Raw genomic sequence first — 21,879 nt, forward strand, 5'->3', positions numbered from 1 at the left:
AAGAGCATCGTTGATGCGTCATGGAATCAACTCGTCACATTCACCGCGTACAAAGCGGAAGAAGCTGGTCGTGGTGTTGTGCTGGTTGATCCCAAGAACACAAGCCAACTTTGCTCAAACTGCGGTGAAATGGTACCGAAGAAGCTCTCCGAACGTACCCACCATTGCGAACACTGCGGATACGTTCAGGACAGAGATATCAACGCCGCAAAAAACATTTTGAAGCGTGCAATATAGCGTTACTGGTTGGCTTGGACTGAGCCTTCAGGACATAACGTAGGCGGGTTGCGCCATGCGTGTTCTGAGAAGCCCCTGCCTGTAGCATGGGGAGTGGTCACGGTTGTGATATTGATTTTAGCAGGGGGCTGTGTTGGATGGATGCAGAACTCAAAGCCTTTTTAACTCGATTTGAGCGTAAATTAGACAACCTTGAAGGCAAATTCAACAACTTTGAAGATAAGGTAGACAACCTTGAAGGCAGCGTAGAAAAACTTCAAGGCAAGGTAGACAAACTCGAAAGCAAGGTCGATAACCTTGAAGGCAAGGTAGACAACCTTGAAGGCAAATTAGACGAAACTAAGGACATCTGCGAAGCTTTGCGTCATGGTCAAGAAATCTTGAATGCGAAAGTGATCTCAATTGAAAAGGCAACAGAATATTTTGCAGAACGTATCGGAGCACATGACAAAGATTTATATGTTCTAAAAAACGTAAAATGATGTTATCTCCCTGTATTACTTAAATTAGTGTATACAGGGGGATTTTTGTTTATATCGGATGTGGAGTCGTAATCTGACTCGACGACAGAGATGGATATTCAACCAATTCGCAAATGGTCACGTGCGGAAATTGATGATGGAAGCGGCAATGTTACCATATGATTCATATCGCTGAGAAACTTGAAGGGGTTGACAAGTTGGAGACGACGGTTTGCTTGGTGAGGCATGGTGAAACAGAGTGGAATGCACTGGGGAAACTCCAGGGGAGAGAAGATGTGGATTTGACCGCTAGAGGCGCAGAACAGGCAGTTTTAACCTCTAAATATTTGGAGCGCAGAACTTCGTGGGATGTCATCATGTCTAGTCCTCTTACGAGAGCAAAAAAGACCGCCGAAATCATAAGTGATCACCTGCATACAGACCCAGTAATTTTTTTGGATGATCTAATTGAACGAGATCTCGGAATAGCGTCTGGCATGAGTCGAGCTGAAATAGCCGAGCGATTTCCAGACGGAGAGATACCTGGTCAGGAACCATTAGCGTTTGTTCAGACAAGGATGATGAAAACGCTGGAATATGCAACCCAACGATATTCAGGCCAAAACATCATCATGGTATCACACGGCGCTGCCATTAACGCGCTATTATCTCAACTTTCGGATGGAAAAATTGGCACTGGCAAGATGATTCTTCAAAATGCGTGTCTGAATTTCGTCTCCAATCACGATGGAAAGTGGTCAATTGAAATGTACAATTTTACTAACCATTTGGAATAAGTGCAGAGTTAACTCATAGTGAAACGCAACGCTCGGATTTTGAATGCGACGAAAAATGCTGGAATAAGATGCGAGATTTTATTTGGACTCACAGAAAATGTGTGTTCTGATCTGTTCGGGGAGGGTGCTGATGAATACGCATTTTCATTTTCTGGCTTATATGTATCGATTACAACATATTGATCGCTGGAGCTTGATGAGAAACAGTCAGCGAGAAAATGTGGCAGAGCATACCTTTCATGTTGCTTTGTTGGCGCATGCGTTATGTACGATTGCCAAAAACGTGTTTCACAAAGAGGTACCTACGGAGAAAGTGGTATGCGCTACATTGTTCCATGACGCTACGGAGGTTATCACGGGGGATATCCCGACGCCAGTTAAACACCACAATGCGGATATCCACAGGAATTTCAGAGAAATAGAGAGATTGGCCTCGGAACGACTGCTGGACATGGTTCCATCCGAACTTCAGGATGAATATAAATCGTTGCTCATTGAACCATCCGAGGAAGTATTACGATGGGTAAAAGCGGCGGATCGACTAGATGCATACTTGAAATGTACGGTCGAGATTTTGACTGGAAATCGTGAATTTGTCGTTGCCCGAGATGAGTGTCTGGACGCTTTGCGGACAATGGCAATGCCGGAAATTGACTATTTCTTAGAGACATTCGCTCCATCGTTTGAAAAGACACTTGATGAACTTCGATGAAACTGGATGGGGGAGCGTATGGAATCTAAGTTAATTATCATACGAGGAAACTCTGGAAGTGGAAAAACAACGACCGCGAAAAGTCTTCAAGATCATTTGGGGCATGGAACACTACTGGTTTCGCAGGATGTCGTTCGTCGTGACATGTTGAAGGTTCATGATCGAGAAGGGAACCTTTCAATTGATTTGATTCGCCAAATCGCGGAATATGGTAAGGATAAATGTGAATTTGTCATTGTGGAAGGAATTTTGTATAAAAGTCGGTATGGCGACATGTTGAATCACTTAATCCAGTTCTACGCTCAGAAGACATTTGCTTATTATTTTGATTTGCCCTTTGAGGAAACCGTCAGACGTCACAAATCCAGTTCGAAAAGGATGGAATTCGGGGAAGATTCTTTACGTTCCTGGTGGAATCCAAACGATACGCTTGGTGTGGATGGAGAAACAATATTGACTCATGATATGTCGGAGTGCGATGTATTGAAACTGGTTTTAAATCAATTGCAAAAGTGATTTTTAGATTGGTTTGAAATACAAAGTTCTTCTTCAACTATCTGAGGTAAATATAAGATAGAGGTCAACATCAGGCTAGTTGAGGATTGAATAAGGATTACAGAAGATTCTTGACCAGTTGGAAATCGGGGTTGGATGGTGAGCAGAATAGCGTAGGGAACAGAAATGGGCAAACGTTTTGATTACGGTAGGGTGGAATTGTGATATACTAAGCGTTCAGGTTCGCAACCTGTACAGTACGACGAATTAGCGTATGATACAGGAGGCGAAACGAATGTTATATCCTTCAATTGATTCATTGACCGACATGTTCGGTAGTAAATTCGATATTGTAATCATGACTGCTACGAGGGCACGCCAGTTACAAGCAGGTGCCAAACGATTATCAAACGTTGAAACAAGTAGGAATGTAACCATTGCTTTGAATGAAATACACGACAAACAAATTATCTTCTATCAGACCAAAGAGATTCCAAGAAGAACAAAATAAAATACATTGCAGTAACAATGATGAACCATAAAAGCACTCCGAATATTGGGCGCTTTTATGGTTTTTATCATTGAACTGACAATGCAAAGCGTTTATCATTCCGTCATCGAAAATAGCGTCCTTGACGTTCTTGAAGGCTTGAAAAACAGGGTTTCAAGATCGGATTGATTAGCGATTGTTCTGCTGAAGAGCATTGATGGTCTATTTTCGTGTCCATTGAGGTGGTGACGTTTTTGAACTTGGCAACGTGGTGGAGTCTTAGTCACTTTCCTAAGCCTAGCTACATCTATGCCTAGTTTTCGATTGCGGGATCATTCATGCCAATTGTGTCGTTGATTACGTACACGACAGATGTTTTAGGCGCGGAGCTTGTCCGCGCCTTTTTGGTATCGACCTTATCGTGAATACAGGATATGGTGCAACGGGACAACGTACATGAGGAGGCGCGGTAATGCGCGATACCAAACTAATCATTCTTGACGGGATTCCTGGGTCCGGGAAGTCGACTGCTGGCCCAATGCTAGCTGACAAGTTGACGAATTCCAACATCCCGAATCGGTTTTATCCTGAGACGGAGGAGAACCATCCATTATGCATTTACGATCGTATCATTGGTTCCCTTGAATCCAAGACTGAAGCGATCTGGTTTAAAAATAAGGTAGAAGAACTGTTTCGCGCGTTCGTCGATGCTCGTTCCCATGTGGCCGAAGTGACTGTCATCGAGAGCTGGCTTTTCCAGGATCACCTTGGAGCCGCATTGTTTCGTTTTCCCAGACTGATCATTCGAAATGAGAAGCAAGAATGGGACAGATACAACCAGCAGATATTGGAGTTTCTCCAACTATCTTAGGAGGAGTGATTTGACATGGTTACACTTAGAAAAATCACAATAGAAAACCGACGCGAACTATTCCCATTAAAAGTTTCTGATGATCAGGCACGTTTTGTTGCATCCAATCTCTCGAGTATTGCTACGTGTTATATTCTTGCTTCCAATGGAGGAAATCCACTTCCTTTTGCAATTTATGCTGATGAACAGATGGTAGGCTTCGTTTTGATTGTCTATGGTATTACTAGTTACGAGCTTCCGAAAATAGCTGATAAGAATTACAGTATTCAGCGTTTCATGATTGGTGAACAATATCAAAAACGGGGTTATGGTAGGGAGGCGATGAAAAAAATATTGGCGTACATACGCACATTTCCGGTAGAACCTGCAGAGTATTGTTGGATACCATATGTCGCCGATAACACTGTGGCTAAAAAGCTCTACGAAAGTTTTGGATTTCGTGATAACGGGGAGAAGATAAACGGAAATGAACTAGTAACTGTGTTAAAACTGTAACTTGATTAAAAAAACAGCTCAGGTAAGCCATATGGACTACGCATCCACTTTCGGTTTGAATAATTTTCTCATTTGGGCTGACCAGTGTCACTTCTAAGGCACTCCATTTGGAATATCAAATATCCAGTGCTTCCGCGCGTTCTAAGGAAACTGTTACTCAGTTCACTGGTGGGCCAAAATCCTTTGGCCACCTTGGACAGACACCCATGAAAATGCAGATACAGGTCTGGAGAGGGTCGAAAATGTCAATATTTCTTTATGTTTTGGGTGGCATAGAATTCTTCAATTGATGGGTGGAATTTTAATAGCGATGGGCGCCTTCCAGAGCGAATATAGTAAAAAAAGATGAAATATTGCAGTAACGAGCAGGATGTTGAACAAAACCGCTCAAATGGAGGCGATTCAAGATTCTAATTTCAGATGTGCTGTCAGTTGTGGAAAATTTGGGTCTTCAGAATGTCACGCCAATTGTGTTGGGGGATGCAGGGAACCTAATTGTCCGTCTTACCCCATATCCAATTGTTGCAAGAGTTGCAAAACGCTTTGACGATGATGACCCGGATTTTTGGCGAGAAAAATGGGCGTACGAGGTAAAGGTTTCACAACACCTTGCGGACAGAGGCGTACCCGTAGTGCAGTGTTCCAACCTTGTTCCAACAGGTCCACACAAAGTGGCAGATACCTGGATGACGTTGTGGGAATACATAGAGCCGGTATCTCTACCTAAACTTAGTGGGAAGCAAGCTATCAATACGATCACTGCTTTAGTAAAAGGCATGTCTGACTTTAGAGACCTCCTTCTTCCACTTGAGGCTTGGAGAAACGCAAACCAAGCTGCCGAGTATTTGTATTCAACTAAGCATGACGACAGTATCTCGCGGCTATTGTCGGCTTATGAACTAGTGAATGAAAGGATACATAGAGAACCTCTGTATCCCGCACATGGAGACGCTCACCGAGGGAACCTAATCTCAAGTTCAACGGGATGGCGTTGGATTGATTTTGAAGATGTATCGCTCATGCCAAAGTTTTGGGATTATGCAAGTTTTATTGGGAATTTTGTACTATTTCATGGTTTGCGACACCCAGTTGTCGAATCTGTTTTACAAAGTATAGCCGCTCCGGATCAACCGTCATTTCAATTTGCTCTAGAAGCACGTGTCATCATGGCGCCAATGACCAATTTAGCATTGGCACTTCACGGACATGGTGACTTAGATTTCGCAAAGGAACAACTTCATCGTGCTGTCGATTTCTTGATTACGTTGAACAGTGGTTCCTTGTGGGACTAAAGAATGTAACCGCAGTGTCGTTCTTCAGCTAACTGTAGCTTAGTTTAAAAGAAAAAAACTAAATTTTACGTCTCACTTAAGTGCTTCAGTGTAATATGGGTATGTTGGAAGGGGGTGGAGAGAATTGAGTAAGCTAAGAGCAGCCATCGTCGGTGCAACTGGTATGGCGGGTCAACAATATGTTCAAGCGTTATCAAATCACCCAATGTTTGAAGTAGTACAAATGGTGACCTCCAAGGCACGCAAGACCTACAAAGAAGCTTTGCTTGAAGCTGATGGAGCATCTCGTTGGTCTCACAGCACTGATGTACCAGAAGACATGGCAGATGTTCCAGTGGTTTCATCTGATGATTTTCATCCAGAACAAATGGACGTGATTTTTACAGCTGTTGAATCCGATTTGGCAAAAGAATTAGAGCCGCGATTCGGACGGACTACACCTACGTTTTCAACGGCATCTGCATTTCGTTACGAAGCAGATACACCACTCATGCTGGCAGGTGTTAACAATGAACATGCTGAATACATCCGTCGTCAACAAGAAAAGCGTGGATGGAATGGTTTCGTTTTAGCGATTCCGAACTGCACCGTAACCGGTCTATCCATTACACTTAAGCCCCTCCAGCAAGCGTTTGGCGTAAGCAAGGTTCTGATGGTATCAATGCAAGCTGTCAGTGGTGCGGGACGTAGTCCTGGTGTCCGTACGCTGGACATCTCGGATAATATTGTGCCATATATTCCAACGGAAGAAGAGAAAGTAAAGACAGAACTTCGTAAAATTCTTGGTACTTATGATGGACAACAAATTACACCCGCCGAGATCGATGTAAATTGCATTTGCACGAGGGCGAACGTGTTGGATGGTCATACAGAAGCAGTTTTCGTAGGTCTAAAGACACAAGCAAGTGTCGATGAAGCAAAACAGGTTCTGCGTAACTATAATCCATACAAGGAAAACAAGCTACCATCTGCCCCCGAAGAATGGATCCGAGTATTTGACGATCCATTCCGTCCACAAGTCCGTCTTGATAGGCATAGAGGGGACGGAATGACGACCAGCATTGGGCGAGTTGAGTTAGAACCGATTCTCGGTGGCATTAAATATTTGTTGGTTTCTCATAACACAAAAATGGGTGCAGGTAAAGGAGCAGTCCTCCTTGCGGAAACTTTAGTACACAAGGAATTGTTATAATTAGCTGACGGGGTGCTGTAAAGCGTCCCGTTGTTGCACCTAGTGCAAATGTTCAAAAAGAACGATTTCGAAAGTAGCACACATATACACCGATGTGTATTGTACATCAAACCTGGCAGTTTCATCGTTCATCTCGGCTACAGCTCTGTACCAGCATCATTTTGCCATCACCACACCCTTTCATCAGGAGTGACGCTGCATGCAAAAATTCATAGACGCAATGACCCAGCTTTGGCCGCTCACCAATGTAAACGTGATAAACACACTTCAAGCAAAAGGCGCGCGTCATGTGATTCACGTATCCACAAATGAAGGCCATTGGGTGTTAAAAGTGTTGGATCCCGAACGTACAGAAGAAGAGGCACGCGCCTATACGGACGTTCTGCAATTTTTAAGCAAATTGCAGACAAAAATCGCCCCAGGTATCCTGCCACAAACAGACGGTCGTTTGTACGGTCGCTGCGATGATAGATTTATGTATGTAATGGAGTACATCGAAGGAACCCAAGCGAATGAAACGCCTGAAGACGAATTTGCCTTAGGGCAACTGACAGCAGAGCTCCATGCAGTTGAAGGATATGAAGTCGCGTCGACCCTTGATTTTCAGCATACGTTGAGAAACATGATCACGAGGTTCAAGGACAGGCCCTACTACGAGGAATATTTGCGTGTTCTACAAAACATCCCTGATTTCACGATACATCGTCAAAGTCTGATGCACACGGATATTGGCCCACATAATTGCCTGAAACAGCGTGACGGAAATCTCATATTGGTCGATTTCGACGATGCGGGATTGGGGTCGACGTACATTGACGTGGGTTACCCTTTGATTTGTCAGTTTGTGCGCTTTCACGATGAAACACTGCAATTTGATGCGCAAAATGCAGTCGCGTTTTACAGCGGTTATCAGCGCAAGCGACGATTGACGGACGAAGAAATCGAACTGACCTTTCAAGGCGGGGTATTCATGCAGGCCATGTACATGGATGCCTACGGTGAGGCGGCAGTTGATAAGATGTGGGCCATTTTGCAATATGCGTTGGAGCATCGCGATGTCTTGAAACAGGCGATACGCAACGAAGTATAGGACGGAGGAACTGCTGTGGAAATCGGACAAATGGCCGAGCGCATTGTCACAGAGCAGTTGGGTGAACAGGTTCAATCGTGCACGCCAATCATCGGAAATGGAAGTGTGAACCAAGTTTTTCTGCTTCAGCTCCCAAGTGGCAAAGTCGTCGTGCGGATGAACGACCACGAGCGGACTTTACTTGAGTATCAAAAGGAAGGCTGGTGCATTGCAGCAGCCAGAGCGCAGGGCATTCCTGTCTCTTCTGTGCTGTCCATTGGCGCATTTCAGTCCTATGCTTACATGATTCAGACGTTCGTCGCGGGCGAAGTGGGGACACACAGCCAGTTGGACAAGCAGTTTATCTGGCGCCAGATGGGTTCCTATTTAAAGCGAATGCAGGCCATTTCGGTGCAGGGCTATGGTGAAAATCTGGCGGATCGACAAAGCGGCCTGTTTCAGTCGCCGCTCCATGCGGGATTTGACGGAACGTGGAAAGGGTTCCTGGATTATAACATCCAATCCCTAACTGCACAGGATGAATTGATTCAACTCGGTGTTTTGTCGACCCGGCAATCAAAAATGGTGCGCCAGCAGTTTGAACAGTTGCTTGACTGCCCATTTGCGTTTGGCTTGTATCATGGGGATATTTCACTCAAGAATACCATCGTTGCTGCGGATGGCACTGTTCATTTGATTGACTGGGGTTGCGCGGGTGTCAGTGTGATGCCGCACTGGGAATTCGTGCAGGTGATGTTGGCGTTGATGAGCAATCAACATCCTCATCAGGCAGCGTTGCGCGCTTTAGCGGAGGGGTATGGTTTTTCGCAAAGTGAGTATCAGGATATGCAACCCTTGCTGAACACGTTGTTGATGCTCCTCGCTTTCGATAAATTGCGCTGGGCGATAGATTGCGCGCCGGAACAGATCAACAACTTCGTTGCAAACGCAAGCGCCGCTCTGCGATATGCCGGTGTGTAGCAGCAGCGGGACATGGCGCGTTTGCGCAAACGGGCTGCAAGTGGTTACGGCCATGCTCTGCCCCTTTGCGCAACGGTGATCTCAATTCGATTTGGCAAAGCGCTTCATCAAATTCCTGATTTTCTTTTCCGTATCAGAGCCATTGGATGGCGTGTAAACGCTGCAGCGTAGATCGTGACCGCCTTGAATTTGCAATGTTGTCAAATCAAAGAGCATTTTCCCCGCTTTGGCATGCCGAAATTCAATAAATACCTCTGGTGCTGCGTTGACTTCGTTGTGGTTCCAGAAGGTGGAGAACTCCGGATTCTCCTTGCGAATCATCGCGATAAACTCGTTGTACCAAGGATCTCCCATAAACTGACCATAATAGGATCGAAAGATGGCGACAAACCCGCGGATGAAATCATTCCAATTGGCCGCCAGCGCCTTAAATTCCTTCCTGGTGAACAACAACCAGATGATGTTTCTCTCCTCTGGGGGAATGGCGCCAAAGTCGATGAACACGGTTGCCGCAGCTTTGTTCCAGCCCACCACATTGCACTTCCTGTCCGAGACAATGGTCGGAAAGTAGCGCAGCTGTTCAAGAATCAAGCTTGTGGCTGGACTCATCTGCGGCGGCGTCGTTTCGAGGATTGTGTGTTCTTGCTGGCCGGAGGCAAGGACAAATAAATATTTCCGTTCGTCCTCATTGAGTTGCAATGCATGTGCTATGCTGTCTAGTACCTGGTTAGAGACCGAAATGTCGCGTCCTTGTTCCAGCCAGGTGTACCACGTTGTGCTAACCCCGGCCAATTGCGCGACCTCTTCTCGCCTGAGACCAGGTGTGCGCCTCCGACTGCCGATGGGCAATCCAACTACGTCAGGCTGCAGTTTGGCGCGATGTGTCTTCAAAAAATCGGTGAGGGATTGGCGGCGTGAATCGGCATTCATTCAGTTCACCTCCAAAACAAGGGTAGCTGATATCGTATGATTTCTAATACCAGTATAAACTACAATCTGTACTAGGATAAATCTTCGTGGCATGCTTTGTACTAAAGAATGAAACAGATGATTGGGGGCGTTTTGCTATGACGCGAATTGTCATCACAGGGATGGGCGTTATCAGCCCGCTTGGCAACGATGTTGCTGCTTTTTGGGACAATCTTGTCTCTGGTCAATCAGGTGTTTCTCGGATTGAGACATTTGATGTGACAGAGCATAAATCAAAAATTGGCGGTGTTGTCCGCGATTTTCATCCAGAAGCGCTCTTGGGGCGGGAAATTCGCCGGATGGATCGGTTTTGTCAGTTTGCTGTCGCTGCGGCAAAGCAGGCGATGGATGATGCAAAAGTGAATATGGACGATGAGGTTGCGGAGCGTGTCGGTGTCTACATCGGCAGCGGTGTCGGTGGGATCCACACGTTGTTGGAAAATCACCAAATCTTGCTCGATCGCGGCTCAAAACGAGTCAGCCCGACGATGGTCCCCATGATGATTCCCAATATGGCTGCGGCGCAAGTGAGCATCCATTTTGGCATCAAAGGGCCGTGTGTCGCGCCGGTGACCGCATGCGCAACGGGGAACAACGCCATCGGCGAGGCGTACCGAGCGCTGCAACTGGGCAAGGTGGACATGGTTGTCGCTGGCGGCGCCGAATCGGCGCTCACTGCGCTCACATATGCTGGCTTTGGCAATTCGACGGCGTTGTCGACGCAAAATGATGAACCAGCGCGCGCCAGTCGTCCCTTTGACGCGGAACGCGACGGATTTGTCGCTGCCGAAGGGGCTGGCGTGATCGTACTGGAAACGCTGGAACACGCCCAACGCCGCGGCGCGCATATTTACGCTGAGATGATCGGCTACGGCGCCTCTGCAGACGCGTTTCACATGGTTGCGACGGATCCGGAAGGAACAGGCGCGGCTCAGGCGATGCAATCCGCGATTGAAGATGCGAATATCCGCGCGGAAGATGTGGATTACATCAATGCGCACGCCACAAGCACGCCGATTGGCGATTTGTCGGAAACGCGGGCGATTAAGCGCATGTTTGGCGATCACGCCTACAAATTGGCCATCAGCGCCAACAAGTCGATGATGGGACACACATTGGGCGCCGCTGGCGGGATTGAAGCGGTCGCGCTGGCGAAGACGCTGCAGGAAGATTTGATTCCGCCGACCATCAATTTGGATAACCCAGATGTCGAATGCGACCTGGATTACGTGCCGCACAAGGCGCGTCGCGCGCCGCTTCGCGTCGGCCTTTCGAATTCATTCGGATTTGGCGGACACAATGCGGTGTTGGTGTTTCGCAAGTTTGAAGACTGACCCTGCGCCTTTGCCTGGCATATCTCCGGTTGCATTGCCGTCCGTCAAAATGATGCGTATAATAGTTGGGACTGCGTTAACTCGGTGTTACCGCAATATGTGCAGCAAGGAGCGTTCGCAAATGAAAGTCAACATTGCCGGTGTGACGTTGGATAATCCAGTCATTTTGGCGCCAATGGCCGGGGTCTGCAATCCGCCTTTTCGCATTTTGGCAAAGGAATTGGGCGCAGGCATGGTGTGCGCGGAAATGGTCAGTGATAAAGCCCTGCTTCATGGCAATGCCAAATCACAGCGGATGCTGACCATTTTACCAGACGAACATCCTGTCAGCTTGCAACTGATGGGCTATGATAAAGATTCGATGGAAAAAGCAGCCGCGATGGTGGGAGAAACCAACGCTGATTTGATTGATATCAACATGGGCTGTCCGGTACTCAAGATTTATAAAAACGGATCTGGCGCAGCGCTTGCGCGAGATCCGGCGTACGCTGCGGAAATTGTCCGTGCGGTCGTTCGCAACGTAGACAAGCCAGTGACCGTCAAATTCCGCAAAGGCTGGGACGAGGACCATGTCAACGCTGTGGAAGTGGCCCTCGCGGTACAGGAGGCTGGCGCGAAGGCGGTTGCCGTGCATGGACGGACGGCAAATCAGATGTACAGCGGTCAAGCCGATTGGTCCATCATTCGGCGTGTGAAAGAAGCGGTGCACATTCCGGTCATCGGCAACGGCGATGTGGTTGAACCGGAAGACGCCAAACGGCTGATGGAAGAGACGGGCTGCGACGCGGTCATGGTGGCGCGCGCAGCGCTAGGGAACCCTTGGGTATTTCGTGAAATTGCCCATTATCTCGACACGGGAGAAAAGCTGGCGCCGCCGAGCCTCGAAGAACGCATTGCCGTGACGCTTCGGCATATGCGGTTGTTGGTGGAACACAAAGGCGAGGTGATTGGCGTCAAGGAGATGCGCAAACACGCAGCTTGGTACATCAAAGGTTTGCCCGGGTCGGCGGAGATGCGCACGGTTATCAATCAGCAGTCGACCATGGCCGGGATGGAAAACGCGTTGTTGCATTACGTCGAAGAGACGACAAAGCGGCAATCCGCATAATGATTCACATGTGCCTGAGTAAGCGGCCGCATGCGGTACATCAGTTTCTGTGTTTTGCAAAATCCCTTCAAATATAGATGAAAGGGATTTTGCAAAACAACAACAAAATGGGTGCAACTATCTTTTGCTATTGAAATATCGGCAAGGGGCAGCTTGAAATCAAAGGAGTGTTTAGCCGCATGGCCCAAAAGAAAAGTCAAGGTTGGCTGACAGGGTGGGTGTTGCCAATTGTCATTGGTGTGGCCATCGCGCTTTGTATACGCCAATGGGTAGTCAGTGCGGCATATGTTCCGTCTGCGTCGATGTATCCGACCATTCCGAATCCGTGTTACATACTGGTCAACAAATTATCTCTTGAAATTCACGGTGTACAGCGCGGCGATGTGGAAGTGTTCCACTTTCCGGACGACCCGAAAGAACTGTATGTCAAACGTGTGGTTGGCATGCCTGGCGACACGGTCAAGGTGACCAATAATGCGGTCTACATCAATGGAAAAAAATTAAATGAGCCCATTATCACCAAGCCGAACGAGATCGGCTTGGGCACCTATCATGTGCCGCAAGGCCATTATTTCATGATGGGAGACAATCGACCGATTTCCGAGGACAGTCGGATGTGGAACAACAAATATGTGGCGCGCTCGGCGATTGTCGGCGAGGCCGATTTCGTGTTGTTCCCGTTCGGAAAAATGAAGGGCATTCAGCAACATTTTTGATGACCAAATGCTGAAATGCGCTGTGTGCGTCTTCAGTACATCTACCGTGTTCGCGAAAAGGGCAGCCAACGCAGCATTGCGTTAGGGATAGAATGACGGAATGAGATAGGTTCATGTTGAGGTTCCTCAAATGATGAGGAGCTTTTTTTTCTGTGTATTTTTATCCATCACTACATTGAAGGAAGTACAGAGGGGAGAAGAGCGGATGAATAGACGAAGAAGAACGGGAAATACACTCAGATGGGATTCATCCCATGGGAAGGGTACGGTTTTAACATATTTGGTTGGGCGCACATGTACGGCGGCACACCGCTTCATTCGAATGGTGAAATCTCCCTCAATGGCGCTGCAATGATCAAATCCGCCACATGGGAACAGCAATGGGCCAAGACGTACGGCGCAAATGCAATCGGAAATTTCATATCTTCGACGCCCAGCGGCATGGATCCATTCGTCACGGGGCAACTGGCGTTTATGGTGACGGGTGATTGGGAATTGCCGAGTTTACAAAAATATGCTCCCCATTTCAAGTTCGGCAAGGATTGGAATGTGACGACCGCGCCTATCCCCAAAGGCGGAAAAGCGAATTATCTGGCTTCCGGTTGGTCTTGGGTCGTGCCCAAAAAGTCAACACATCTCGCTGATACCATTCAGGTGATTCACTGGTTGAGTCAACCGAGCATCACCAAGGAGTGGTGTGTCGATACGGGTTGGATTCCAGCTTCTATCCCCATTCTGAAACAAGCGATGTCCATCATTGAAAAGAAAGACCCCGGTTACACGCCGTTTATCGAGGAAAAAAGGAAAAACCCCAACTTGATCCCAGAATTCCCTGCGACAGACAATGTGCAAGCTGTGGAAACAGAAGGCACAGATGCCGAAAACAAAATCTACCATTTCACAGTGTCCCCGACACAGGGTTTAAATAATGCTCAAAAGCGGGCGCAATCCGGCATGTAATTTTTGCTGTTCTACTGGTGCAGATGGATTTGAAAGGGGCGTTTGGCTTGTTGTCCATACTGAAAGACAAGCGAGAGCTAAGGCGCATTGGGAAAGGCTTGCTGTTTGTTTCTCCGTGGCTTATCGGTTATCTGTTGTTTATGGCCTATCCACTGCTGTCCTCTTTGTATTACAGTTTTACGAAATACAATGTCATCAGTCCAGCACATTGGATTGGGCTTCAGAACTATATTGACATTATCCAGGGCGATTCCGTATTTTATCAAGCCATCAGGAACACGTTGTATTTCACCATATTGTCTGTGGTATTTGGCACCGTCGTGTCATTTGCCATCGCGCTTTTGTTGAACAACATCCGTTCTGTCGGATCCCTGTTTCGTACGATTTTCTATTTGCCGAGTATTTTGCCCGCCGTTGCAGGCACCATCCTCTTTGTTTGGGTATTGAACCCTTCCTATGGTGTCGTCAATCAGGTTTTAAGATTCCTGCACATTCCAGCGCCAGCTTGGTTTTCAGATCCGCATTGGTCCATTCCAGGTCTCGTGTTGTTAGGCGCGTGGACCGCAGGACCATGGGTCATCATTTACCTATCTGCCCTGCAGGGGTTGCCGGAAGATGTCTATGAAGCAGCGCGCATAGATGGATGTAAACGTTCTACTGCTCTCTTCAAAATTACGATCCCGCTCTTAAGCCCCGTGATCTTTTTCAACGTGATCATGAGTGTGATCGGCGGACTGCAAACATTTACACAAGGGTTCATTGCCGGTGGATTGGACGGTGTGCCTGCAGGAAGTCTGCTCTTCTACGGCATGTATATTTACGAGCAGGCATTTGCCTTTTTTAACATGGGTTACGCGAGTGCATTGTCGTGGATTTTGTTCATTGTGACGGCCATCTGCACCGCGCTTGTCAGTCGCATTTTAGGGAGGTATACCTATTATGAAAACTGAGCTCACGAGCAATCAGGCTGCCAGTCCAAATTTGGCGCCGCAGGGACTGGCAAAGAGACGGACAAAAATGTTTGCGCGTTTTCTCGCCTCCTTTGTCAAATATTTTTTGATCTCTTGTTTTGGTGTTGCATTCCTGTTGCCGTTTCTGTGGCTTGTCAGCAGTTCTTTGAATACATCCGGACAAGAGTTTGTGTTGCCGCCACAATGGTGGCCCAAGCCCTTTCATTGGTCCAATTTTGCCGAAGTGTTTTCGTATATTCCTTTTGCGCGATTTTACTGGAACACAATCGTCATCACCATCTGTACTGTCATTGGATCAAATCTTTCCAATGTCATCGTCGCATACGGATTTTCCCGTCTGAAATGGAAGGGGCGGGATGTTTTATTTAATCTCGTGCTATCATCTCTGATGATCCCGTCCATCTCCATACTCATTCCTCAATATCTCTTGTTTCACGATTTTGGCTGGATCAACACATACTATCCATTGATCGTCCCAGCCTTTGCCGGAAACGCATTTTTCATCTTTATGTTGAGACAGTTTTTTCGAACGATTCCGGAAGAAATTTCAGATGCAGCCCGTGTCGATGGCGCAAGTGAGCTGCGCACACTCGTTTCCATCATTGCGCCATTGGCCCGTCCGGCCATCGCCACGGTCGGCGTGTTTTCATTCATGGGCGCGTGGAATGATTTCTTGGGACCATTGGTGTATCTCAATTCGGAAAACAAGTACACGCTTGCCTTGGGGTTAAACATGTTTGTGTCTTTGTATTCACAGAAATGGCCCTATATGATGGCTGCGGTCGTGATGACGGTCATTCCTGTCATTCTGCTTTTCTTTTTCTTTCAAAAGACGTTTTTGCGCGGGATTACACTTACGGGGATGTCACGTTGACATCTCAACTTGTGTGACGCTTGAAAGGGGACGATCCGCCAGTGGAGCCGTCCCCTTTTCCTATTTCTTGTCGGGCCGTTTAACCGATATTGTACCCTTTGGTTTCGTAACCGAGACCGAGCACCACAAAAAAGCCGATTAACAAAAAGGCGAAGAAAATGCCAAATATCCAACCGTAGGCCAGTTGGGCACCGAGCAGCCATCCCGTGACAAACGGTGCAATGGCGCTGCCGATGCGGCCGAATCCGGCGGCCCAGCCCATGCCAGTCGCCCGAGCGTGCGTGGGGAATTGTTCCACGGTAAAGATGTATGTCCCGGCGAATGCTGCAAGCATGAAGTAGGATAACAGCAAGCCGAAAATGATGAGCCAAGCTGTATTTTGCGCGAAGCCAAATCCGAGTGCGGAAAGGCCGGCCAGAATCATCGCCGTGACCAGGGTGCGTTTACGACCCCATTTTTCGACCAACCAAGCCGCTGTCAAATATCCTGGCACTTGCGCAAGTGTCATAATCAGCGAGTAGCCCAGGCTGTGCACGAGTGAATATCCTTTCTCTGACAGCACGGAAGGCAGCCAGAGAAACATGCCGTAATACGTGTAGTTCATCACGAACCAGAGTATCCGATTAGGGGTATTAAAATGCGTTTTATAAGTTCCATTCGATCTCTACACGTTTATCAGCATAAACGCGGATGTTTTTGATCAAGAGTCGTATCGCTTCACGTTGCTCGTCAAAGGTCATATCATCCCAAACGCTTTGTATGCTCTCGGCGGTTTCCCGAAATTGAGCCGAATCGGCAAACGGAGTCATGCTGGCATACTTATCATCCAACTGCATATTGATGGCCCGGCGTTCCTCTTCAAGTTTATCTAGGCGCTCTTTGACCATATGGATGGGGAGCGTTCCACTTTGTACAGCATCGACCAAACGTTCTTGCTGTTCTTTATTTTCTTTTAGCGCAGTTTCCAACTTTGCGATGATTTGATCATCGAAACTCGATTCGTCAAACGATGTAAATACTTCACTTTCGACTGACACCGTTCGGATGGCGCCAATGACCTTCTCCTCAATTTCGCGGGCCAAAAAACTGTGCGTATCACATTGAGAATCTTTTTTACTTTTGCATTGAATTCGATGGTAGTAATAGATTTTCCCGCTGCTATGTTTCTGCTTTTGTCGGAAATAATAGACTGATCCTGCGCACTGTCCGCAAGTAAGCATACCGCTTAGCAGATAAGTGTTGCGCGGCTTTTTGCCGCCACTCCTGTGCTGCAATTCTTTTTGCGCGGCCTGAAACGTCTCTTCATCAATTATCGCCTCATGCTGTCCGTCGAAAACGTCTTCTTGCATCGGGATCTCGCCTAGGTAAGTCCGGCGTTTGATCATTTTGAGGATGATAAAGTGATCTACATATCGATTGGGAACTCGTTTCTGCATCCATTCGGCAATCGCATTCCGTGATTCACCTCGGATAAATCGTTCGAAGACCTGGCGTACGATTTGAGCTTCGTTCGGCTCTACATGCAATATTCCATCGCGCAGCCTATATCCGAAAGGAACGCTGGCAGATGGCCATAGCCCGCGCCGCGCGCGTTGACGTAGACCAAACTTTGTGCGTTCCACGATGGTGTCGCGCTCCAATTGTCCGAACACAGCGAGGATGCCGAGCATGGCCCGCCCCAGGGGGGTAGATGTGTCAAAGGGTTCAGTGGCACTTTTAAACGACACTCCATGCTTATCAAAGACATCCTCCAACAAATAAAGGACATCCTTTTGTCTGCGGCCAAGACGGTCAAGCTTATACACAATCACTGCATCGATCTGTTTTTGCTCCACATAGCGGATAAGCCCCTGGAGGGCAGGCCGATCCATATTTTTACCTGTGTAACCGTCGTCGATAAAATGTTCAAATTCTACCCATCCCTGTGACTTACAATAGGCTTCCAGTCGCTCTTTTTGAGCATCAAGCGAAAAACCATGTTGGGCTTGTTCATCTGTAGAGACACGTTCGTAGAGGGCGATCAAGTTAATCACTCCTACAAAAAGCCCCGAAGGGCCGTAGAATTCATTATTTCCGTACCATTTGACCCAATCCTTATCGTTTTTATTTAGTGTATGAAGTAAGTTGTTTCACAAATTCAACAAGCTGTGATTTATATTTTTCAATGTCATTTATGCTTTCAATCTGGAAGGGGGGCCGGTCATCATTTCTCATTTGAATGTATTTTTATTTCCGTGCAAGCCAAGTCTGCTAATCCATTGTTATGCTGTTTTAAGCTCAGATTGTAGGAGAAACGTTTCGGACCGCTGGGAAAGCAATTCGTATAGGCAAGTGTACAAACAGGCGTCACATATGCTCTACGGGGGTGAGCCGAATGAAGCAAAATGTGCCATCGCTCAAGGACTTCCCGCAGACCATCCAAGACCAGTTGGCTCGAATCATCAGGAGAGCAGTACAACGACGCGCGGAACGCCTCTCCAGTGGGTTGCAGCCGGAAAAGGTGAATGAGGGAGCTTAGTCTCTCTCTGGTGGACAAGATTATTTTCAGTTCTCGTCTCCTTAAATTCAGAAGAAAAAAATAGAGTGGGCGCAGGGATATGTACCTGCAAAATTAGGGGTGGGTGTTAGTATCCGCCTTTGTCTCTAGGTAAGGGCGTTTACTGTTGATGAATTATTTTCCATGATCGTGCCATCATATATCATGATCTTGAACTGATAGTAACCAATAAAACGCTAGCTGGAGCGATAATGATGTCATGTTTTAAGCGGTCGACACCAATCAAACAAAAGTTGGTTCTCGTGTGTATTTGCATCATGACATTCCCTCTTCTCACAGGTTGCTGGGATCGATTAGAGATTGAGGACAGGGCGGCGATTCTTGGATTGGCGATTGATCCAATAGAAGGGGAGCAGCCACAGGGGATAACAGGACCGAATGCAAAAAGCGATTCACCTGGTTATCGACTTACTGCACAAATTGGCATACCTGGGCGTATTCCTTTGGGGCCCGGAGAAAGTAGCGGTGGTGGCGCTACACAACGCCCAGTTTGGATAGTCAGCACAACAGGAAAAACAATAGATGATGCAATGAACAAGCTGCAACAGCAATTGGCTGACAAGATTTTTCTCGGTCAATTACGTGTGATTACCGTCAATCAGAAAATTGCAAGGACAATCGGTATGAATGATATTCAGGATTTTTTTCGCAGAAACGCGGAAGTCAGACGACTTTGTTGGATACTCATTTCATATAGAGAAGCAAGTCGTGCGATGGAGGCGGCTCCGAAATTGGAACGTGTACCTACACTGTATTTGGTGAGCACTCTGGAACATGCAGTAGAGCTTGGGAAAATGCCGAATGTGTTTTTGGGCAACTATTGGAGCACATTGGCAGACAAAGGCGCAGATCCGGTTCTGCCCCTTGTCAAAGTGATAGGGCCACAGAAAGATCAAATTGAAATAGAAGGACTTGCTGTATTCCAAAAAGATCGCATGGTCGGTTCTCTCGATCCGATTGAAACTATGGAGTATATGGAGCTTAGAAACGAGCATAAAGGCGGATATGCGGCTGCGTATCCAATGCCGGGAGATTCGCGACATAGTGCGATGGTCAGGTCGATAACTCGTAGGACAAAGATTAGATGTAGAATGATAAATGGCCAGCCATCATTTGAGGGGTATACGGTTGTTCAATCTCAAATAGAAGAAGTGACCGGCCAAGGATCGATTGCTAGCAACGACGTATTAAACCAGATCGCAGATGAAGCTTCAAAAGAACTCACAGATGGTCAAATGAAGGTGTTCAAAAAAATACAGGCGCTTCATGCTGACCCATTTGGGTTTGGCGAAATCGTAAGAGGTCAGTCCCCTGAATATTGGCTGAATGATATAAAGGGGTCACACAAAAAATGGGAGGAACAGTTTGCAAAAACGTCATTTCAAGCACACGTGAAACTTTACCTTGTACGTTCTGGGATGTCTGCAAAATAGTATTATGGATATTATAGGAACTTAATGTCATCCTCTTTGAGGACTCCTGATACAGCGTCCCCGTCTTTGGCCGGGGCGTTGCTGGCTTTATACAGCTCGCACACACTCCGATGAGTGGTTCCATACATTTCCATAACGCGTTAGAAAGCACTAAAGGAGCGCGTGAAAGATCCGCACGATTGATTCCCCACCGTATGTGATGATGAAAGACGAAGCAACCATTCCGAGCAGCACACTACATAGAGCCAGACTCCGATTCCACCGCATGACGTAGCCGATCCCGATGGATACATACGCACCGAGAATCGGGGAGAGTGGAACAAGTACCCAAACGCCATATTTTCCGTATTTTCGGGACCAAATCTCGGCTTTTTGTAACCTCCGTCCGAGCCAACCCCAGTGCAGAATAATTTCATTCAGAATCAACATGAGGAGTGGGATTGGGATAAGGTTTGCCAGAATGCTGATCATCGCGCCCGAGAATGGGTGAAATCGTAAAGGAAGACTTGCAACGGCGGCAGGTTGTGCTTCGAAGGTGATGGATGTCCCAATAAGTGACATGGTCGAGAGTATCTTATGCTCCGTCATACCGATGATGAGTGAGCCTAAAAAGAACAAAACGCCAAATAGAATTCCGTATGTCAGTCTAAGACGAAAACTCACGTTACGACACTCCGTCCCTAATCATCGGTGAATCATTAAGCTCGTTCCCGCTTTGTTCTTTTGACATCATTGTGTCCCAAATCCACAACCCATAACTTACGGTGTGCATTCCTATCAACCATTTTTAGTTAGATTCTCTTTTGTTTATTGGTTTTGGTCAAGTGTCATTTATCGCTGCTGTGGCAAATATGAAGGAGAGCCCCAATTGCGGAGCATTTTTATGATTGCTATCTGAAGTTGTTCTTATCGTAGCGTGAGTGTTGCGCGCGCATCCCACATTAGAACCTATGCAACAGTGGAGATGATCATGTTTCTTTTGCCTGCATGGTTCAAAGGTGAAGCGAGCATGTACCACCGTACACCGGAGGCCGTGCCGATAAGAATTTACCGCCATACACTAATTTACACAGTGATTTGGTTCAGTGGAGGTGCACAGTTGAAAGCGAATTGGCTCCAAAAGCGAAATCGTACCATCCAGTTTGTATACCGTGGTTTGGACCAGTTTTCAGCGATTCTGTTACTAACAGGACAAATCACCATAGGTGGTGTCTTTATCGCTCCCGGGGATTTTGCGCTGTCGCTGTCTGGGCCATTTACCGGTTCAGGTGTGGAGGGAAAGGACGAAAAGACATCTCTCGTGTTGGATGCGCTGGACATCATCACAGCGGTTTTGCTGATTATAGGACAAATCAATGTTATTGGCACGTATATTACGGCAGAGCGGTTCACCATTGTCGTAAGTGGGGTTCCATTTGGTGCATCGAAGACAATGGCCTACACTCCTTTTGCGCGCGAATTTTTCTCTGACTTTCGTCAGCAGGTCATGTATAAATGTGATGGATGAATGGGAGGGATGGTGAATGTCACTCACGAAATTACCCAAAATTGTACCGTCAAAGGGCACGGTTTATTTCATGGCTGTTTTCTTGGCAACGTTTACCTATTTTTTCACTAGGTCTGTACCACGAAGCAATGAAGATGAGGAGACGCAGCCTAGTCATCAATCAAGTCCTTCTTCGTAGGTCGGACGTCCAAGCAATGCCAAGCTGTCGGCATATTATAGATGAAGTGGGAGGTGATCACATGGTGAAAAGAAGGCTAAGAGTGATTGTGCTTGATCCCGGACAGAGAGTGCTGATTGTGGCAAGAAGGCGCCGCCGTCGTGTAAACTGATCCCATGATGGCCGCCGCAGAGATGCGGC

Annotated in this window: 25 protein-coding genes; 21 read left to right on the forward strand and 4 right to left on the reverse strand. The window is 47.1% G+C overall.

Annotation, left to right across the window (positions count from 1 at the left end; translation table 11 throughout):
* The 12 genes from ACFSB2_RS23720 to ACFSB2_RS23775 all read left to right on the forward strand — a co-directional run.
* Window positions 1-237 (forward strand): RNA-guided endonuclease InsQ/TnpB family protein (locus ACFSB2_RS23720; protein WP_377945586.1); only part of this gene is annotated, 237 nt, incomplete at its 5' end.
* 137 nt (window positions 238-374) lie between these two features.
* On the forward strand, window positions 375-719 hold the full coding sequence (locus tag ACFSB2_RS23725; RefSeq protein WP_377945587.1) for a coiled-coil domain-containing protein: 345 nt from the start codon (window positions 375-377) through the stop codon (window positions 717-719).
* A gap of 197 nt (window positions 720-916) precedes the next feature.
* Window positions 917-1,495, forward strand: a complete 579-nt coding sequence (locus ACFSB2_RS23730; RefSeq protein ID WP_377945588.1) for a histidine phosphatase family protein — start codon at window positions 917-919, stop codon at window positions 1,493-1,495.
* Between the two features lie 130 nt (window positions 1,496-1,625).
* A complete protein-coding gene (gene yfbR, locus ACFSB2_RS23735; protein ID WP_377945589.1) occupies window positions 1,626-2,207 on the forward strand; it encodes a 5'-deoxynucleotidase in 582 nt (193 codons plus the stop codon).
* A gap of 18 nt (window positions 2,208-2,225) precedes the next feature.
* A complete protein-coding gene (locus ACFSB2_RS23740; protein ID WP_377945590.1) occupies window positions 2,226-2,723 on the forward strand; it encodes a kinase in 498 nt (165 codons plus the stop codon).
* 274 nt (window positions 2,724-2,997) lie between these two features.
* Window positions 2,998-3,213: a DNA-directed RNA polymerase subunit omega gene (gene rpoZ, locus ACFSB2_RS23745; protein ID WP_377945591.1), complete on the forward strand. Its 216-nt coding sequence runs from the start codon at window positions 2,998-3,000 to the stop codon at window positions 3,211-3,213.
* A gap of 451 nt (window positions 3,214-3,664) precedes the next feature.
* Complete coding sequence (locus ACFSB2_RS23750; RefSeq protein WP_377945592.1) at window positions 3,665-4,063, forward strand: hypothetical protein; 399 nt, start codon at window positions 3,665-3,667, stop codon at window positions 4,061-4,063.
* 15 nt (window positions 4,064-4,078) lie between these two features.
* Window positions 4,079-4,558, forward strand: coding sequence for a GNAT family N-acetyltransferase (locus ACFSB2_RS23755; RefSeq protein ID WP_377945593.1), 480 nt, complete (start codon window positions 4,079-4,081; stop codon window positions 4,556-4,558).
* A gap of 434 nt (window positions 4,559-4,992) precedes the next feature.
* Entirely contained in the window at window positions 4,993-5,850 is an 858-nt protein-coding gene (locus tag ACFSB2_RS23760) for a phosphotransferase family protein (RefSeq protein ID WP_377945594.1), read from the forward strand.
* A 124-nt stretch (window positions 5,851-5,974) separates the two neighbouring features.
* Entirely contained in the window at window positions 5,975-7,042 is a 1,068-nt protein-coding gene (gene asd, locus ACFSB2_RS23765) for an aspartate-semialdehyde dehydrogenase (protein WP_377945595.1), read from the forward strand.
* Between the two features lie 199 nt (window positions 7,043-7,241).
* Window positions 7,242-8,132, forward strand: a complete 891-nt coding sequence (locus ACFSB2_RS23770; protein WP_377945596.1) for a phosphotransferase enzyme family protein — start codon at window positions 7,242-7,244, stop codon at window positions 8,130-8,132.
* A gap of 15 nt (window positions 8,133-8,147) precedes the next feature.
* The gene (locus tag ACFSB2_RS23775) at window positions 8,148-9,092 is read left to right on the forward strand and encodes an aminoglycoside phosphotransferase family protein (protein ID WP_377945597.1); all 945 of its coding nucleotides are present in this window, start codon (window positions 8,148-8,150) and stop codon (window positions 9,090-9,092) included.
* 81 nt (window positions 9,093-9,173) lie between these two features.
* Here ACFSB2_RS23775 and ACFSB2_RS23780 read toward each other — a convergent pair whose 3' ends face one another.
* Window positions 9,174-10,022, reverse strand: coding sequence for a helix-turn-helix transcriptional regulator (locus tag ACFSB2_RS23780; RefSeq protein WP_377945598.1), 849 nt, complete (start codon window positions 10,020-10,022; stop codon window positions 9,174-9,176).
* Between the two features lie 137 nt (window positions 10,023-10,159).
* On the opposite strand from ACFSB2_RS23780, the gene fabF reads away from it, so the two are divergent.
* From fabF to ACFSB2_RS23810, 6 genes are all read left to right on the forward strand, one after another.
* Window positions 10,160-11,395 carry a beta-ketoacyl-ACP synthase II gene (gene fabF / locus ACFSB2_RS23785; protein WP_377945599.1) on the forward strand — a complete coding sequence of 412 codons (1,236 nt, stop codon included), beginning with the start codon at window positions 10,160-10,162 and terminating at the stop codon, window positions 11,393-11,395.
* Between the two features lie 121 nt (window positions 11,396-11,516).
* Window positions 11,517-12,503 carry a tRNA dihydrouridine synthase DusB gene (dusB, locus tag ACFSB2_RS23790; RefSeq protein ID WP_377945600.1) on the forward strand — a complete coding sequence of 329 codons (987 nt, stop codon included), beginning with the start codon at window positions 11,517-11,519 and terminating at the stop codon, window positions 12,501-12,503.
* 179 nt (window positions 12,504-12,682) lie between these two features.
* Window positions 12,683-13,219 carry a signal peptidase I gene (gene lepB, locus ACFSB2_RS23795; protein ID WP_377945601.1) on the forward strand — a complete coding sequence of 179 codons (537 nt, stop codon included), beginning with the start codon at window positions 12,683-12,685 and terminating at the stop codon, window positions 13,217-13,219.
* Window positions 13,220-13,459: 240 nt separating this feature from the next.
* A complete protein-coding gene (locus ACFSB2_RS23800; protein WP_377945602.1) occupies window positions 13,460-14,179 on the forward strand; it encodes an extracellular solute-binding protein in 720 nt (239 codons plus the stop codon).
* A 47-nt stretch (window positions 14,180-14,226) separates the two neighbouring features.
* Window positions 14,227-15,129, forward strand: coding sequence for a carbohydrate ABC transporter permease (locus ACFSB2_RS23805; protein WP_377945603.1), 903 nt, complete (start codon window positions 14,227-14,229; stop codon window positions 15,127-15,129).
* The gene (locus tag ACFSB2_RS23810) at window positions 15,119-16,024 is read left to right on the forward strand and encodes a carbohydrate ABC transporter permease (RefSeq protein ID WP_377945604.1); all 906 of its coding nucleotides are present in this window, start codon (window positions 15,119-15,121) and stop codon (window positions 16,022-16,024) included. The genes ACFSB2_RS23805 and ACFSB2_RS23810 overlap by 11 nt, the downstream gene beginning before the upstream one ends.
* Window positions 16,025-16,103: 79 nt before the next feature.
* Here ACFSB2_RS23810 and ACFSB2_RS23815 read toward each other — a convergent pair whose 3' ends face one another.
* Together ACFSB2_RS23815 and ACFSB2_RS23820 are read right to left on the reverse strand one after the other, a co-directional pair.
* On the reverse strand, window positions 16,104-16,628 hold the full coding sequence (locus ACFSB2_RS23815) for an MFS transporter (RefSeq protein WP_377946000.1): 525 nt from the start codon (window positions 16,626-16,628) through the stop codon (window positions 16,104-16,106).
* Between the two features lie 40 nt (window positions 16,629-16,668).
* A complete protein-coding gene (locus ACFSB2_RS23820; RefSeq protein ID WP_377945605.1) occupies window positions 16,669-18,048 on the reverse strand; it encodes a recombinase family protein in 1,380 nt (459 codons plus the stop codon).
* Between the two features lie 350 nt (window positions 18,049-18,398).
* Between ACFSB2_RS23820 and ACFSB2_RS23825 the strand changes: the two genes are divergently transcribed.
* Window positions 18,399-18,542 carry a hypothetical protein gene (locus tag ACFSB2_RS23825; protein WP_377945606.1) on the forward strand — a complete coding sequence of 48 codons (144 nt, stop codon included), beginning with the start codon at window positions 18,399-18,401 and terminating at the stop codon, window positions 18,540-18,542.
* Between the two features lie 233 nt (window positions 18,543-18,775).
* The gene (locus ACFSB2_RS23830) at window positions 18,776-20,014 is read left to right on the forward strand and encodes a Ger(x)C family spore germination protein (protein ID WP_377945607.1); all 1,239 of its coding nucleotides are present in this window, start codon (window positions 18,776-18,778) and stop codon (window positions 20,012-20,014) included.
* A gap of 150 nt (window positions 20,015-20,164) precedes the next feature.
* Here ACFSB2_RS23830 and ACFSB2_RS23835 read toward each other — a convergent pair whose 3' ends face one another.
* A complete protein-coding gene (locus tag ACFSB2_RS23835; RefSeq protein WP_377945608.1) occupies window positions 20,165-20,677 on the reverse strand; it encodes a small multi-drug export protein in 513 nt (170 codons plus the stop codon).
* A 307-nt stretch (window positions 20,678-20,984) separates the two neighbouring features.
* Here ACFSB2_RS23835 and ACFSB2_RS23840 point away from each other — a divergent pair, with 307 nt between their 5' ends.
* A complete protein-coding gene (locus tag ACFSB2_RS23840) occupies window positions 20,985-21,521 on the forward strand; it encodes a hypothetical protein (RefSeq protein ID WP_377945609.1) in 537 nt (178 codons plus the stop codon).
* Window positions 21,522-21,879: the final 358 nt, after the last annotated feature.

This window comes from Alicyclobacillus fodiniaquatilis (assembly GCF_042678105.1).
Lineage (GTDB): Bacteria > Bacillota > Bacilli > Alicyclobacillales > Alicyclobacillaceae > Alicyclobacillus > Alicyclobacillus fodiniaquatilis.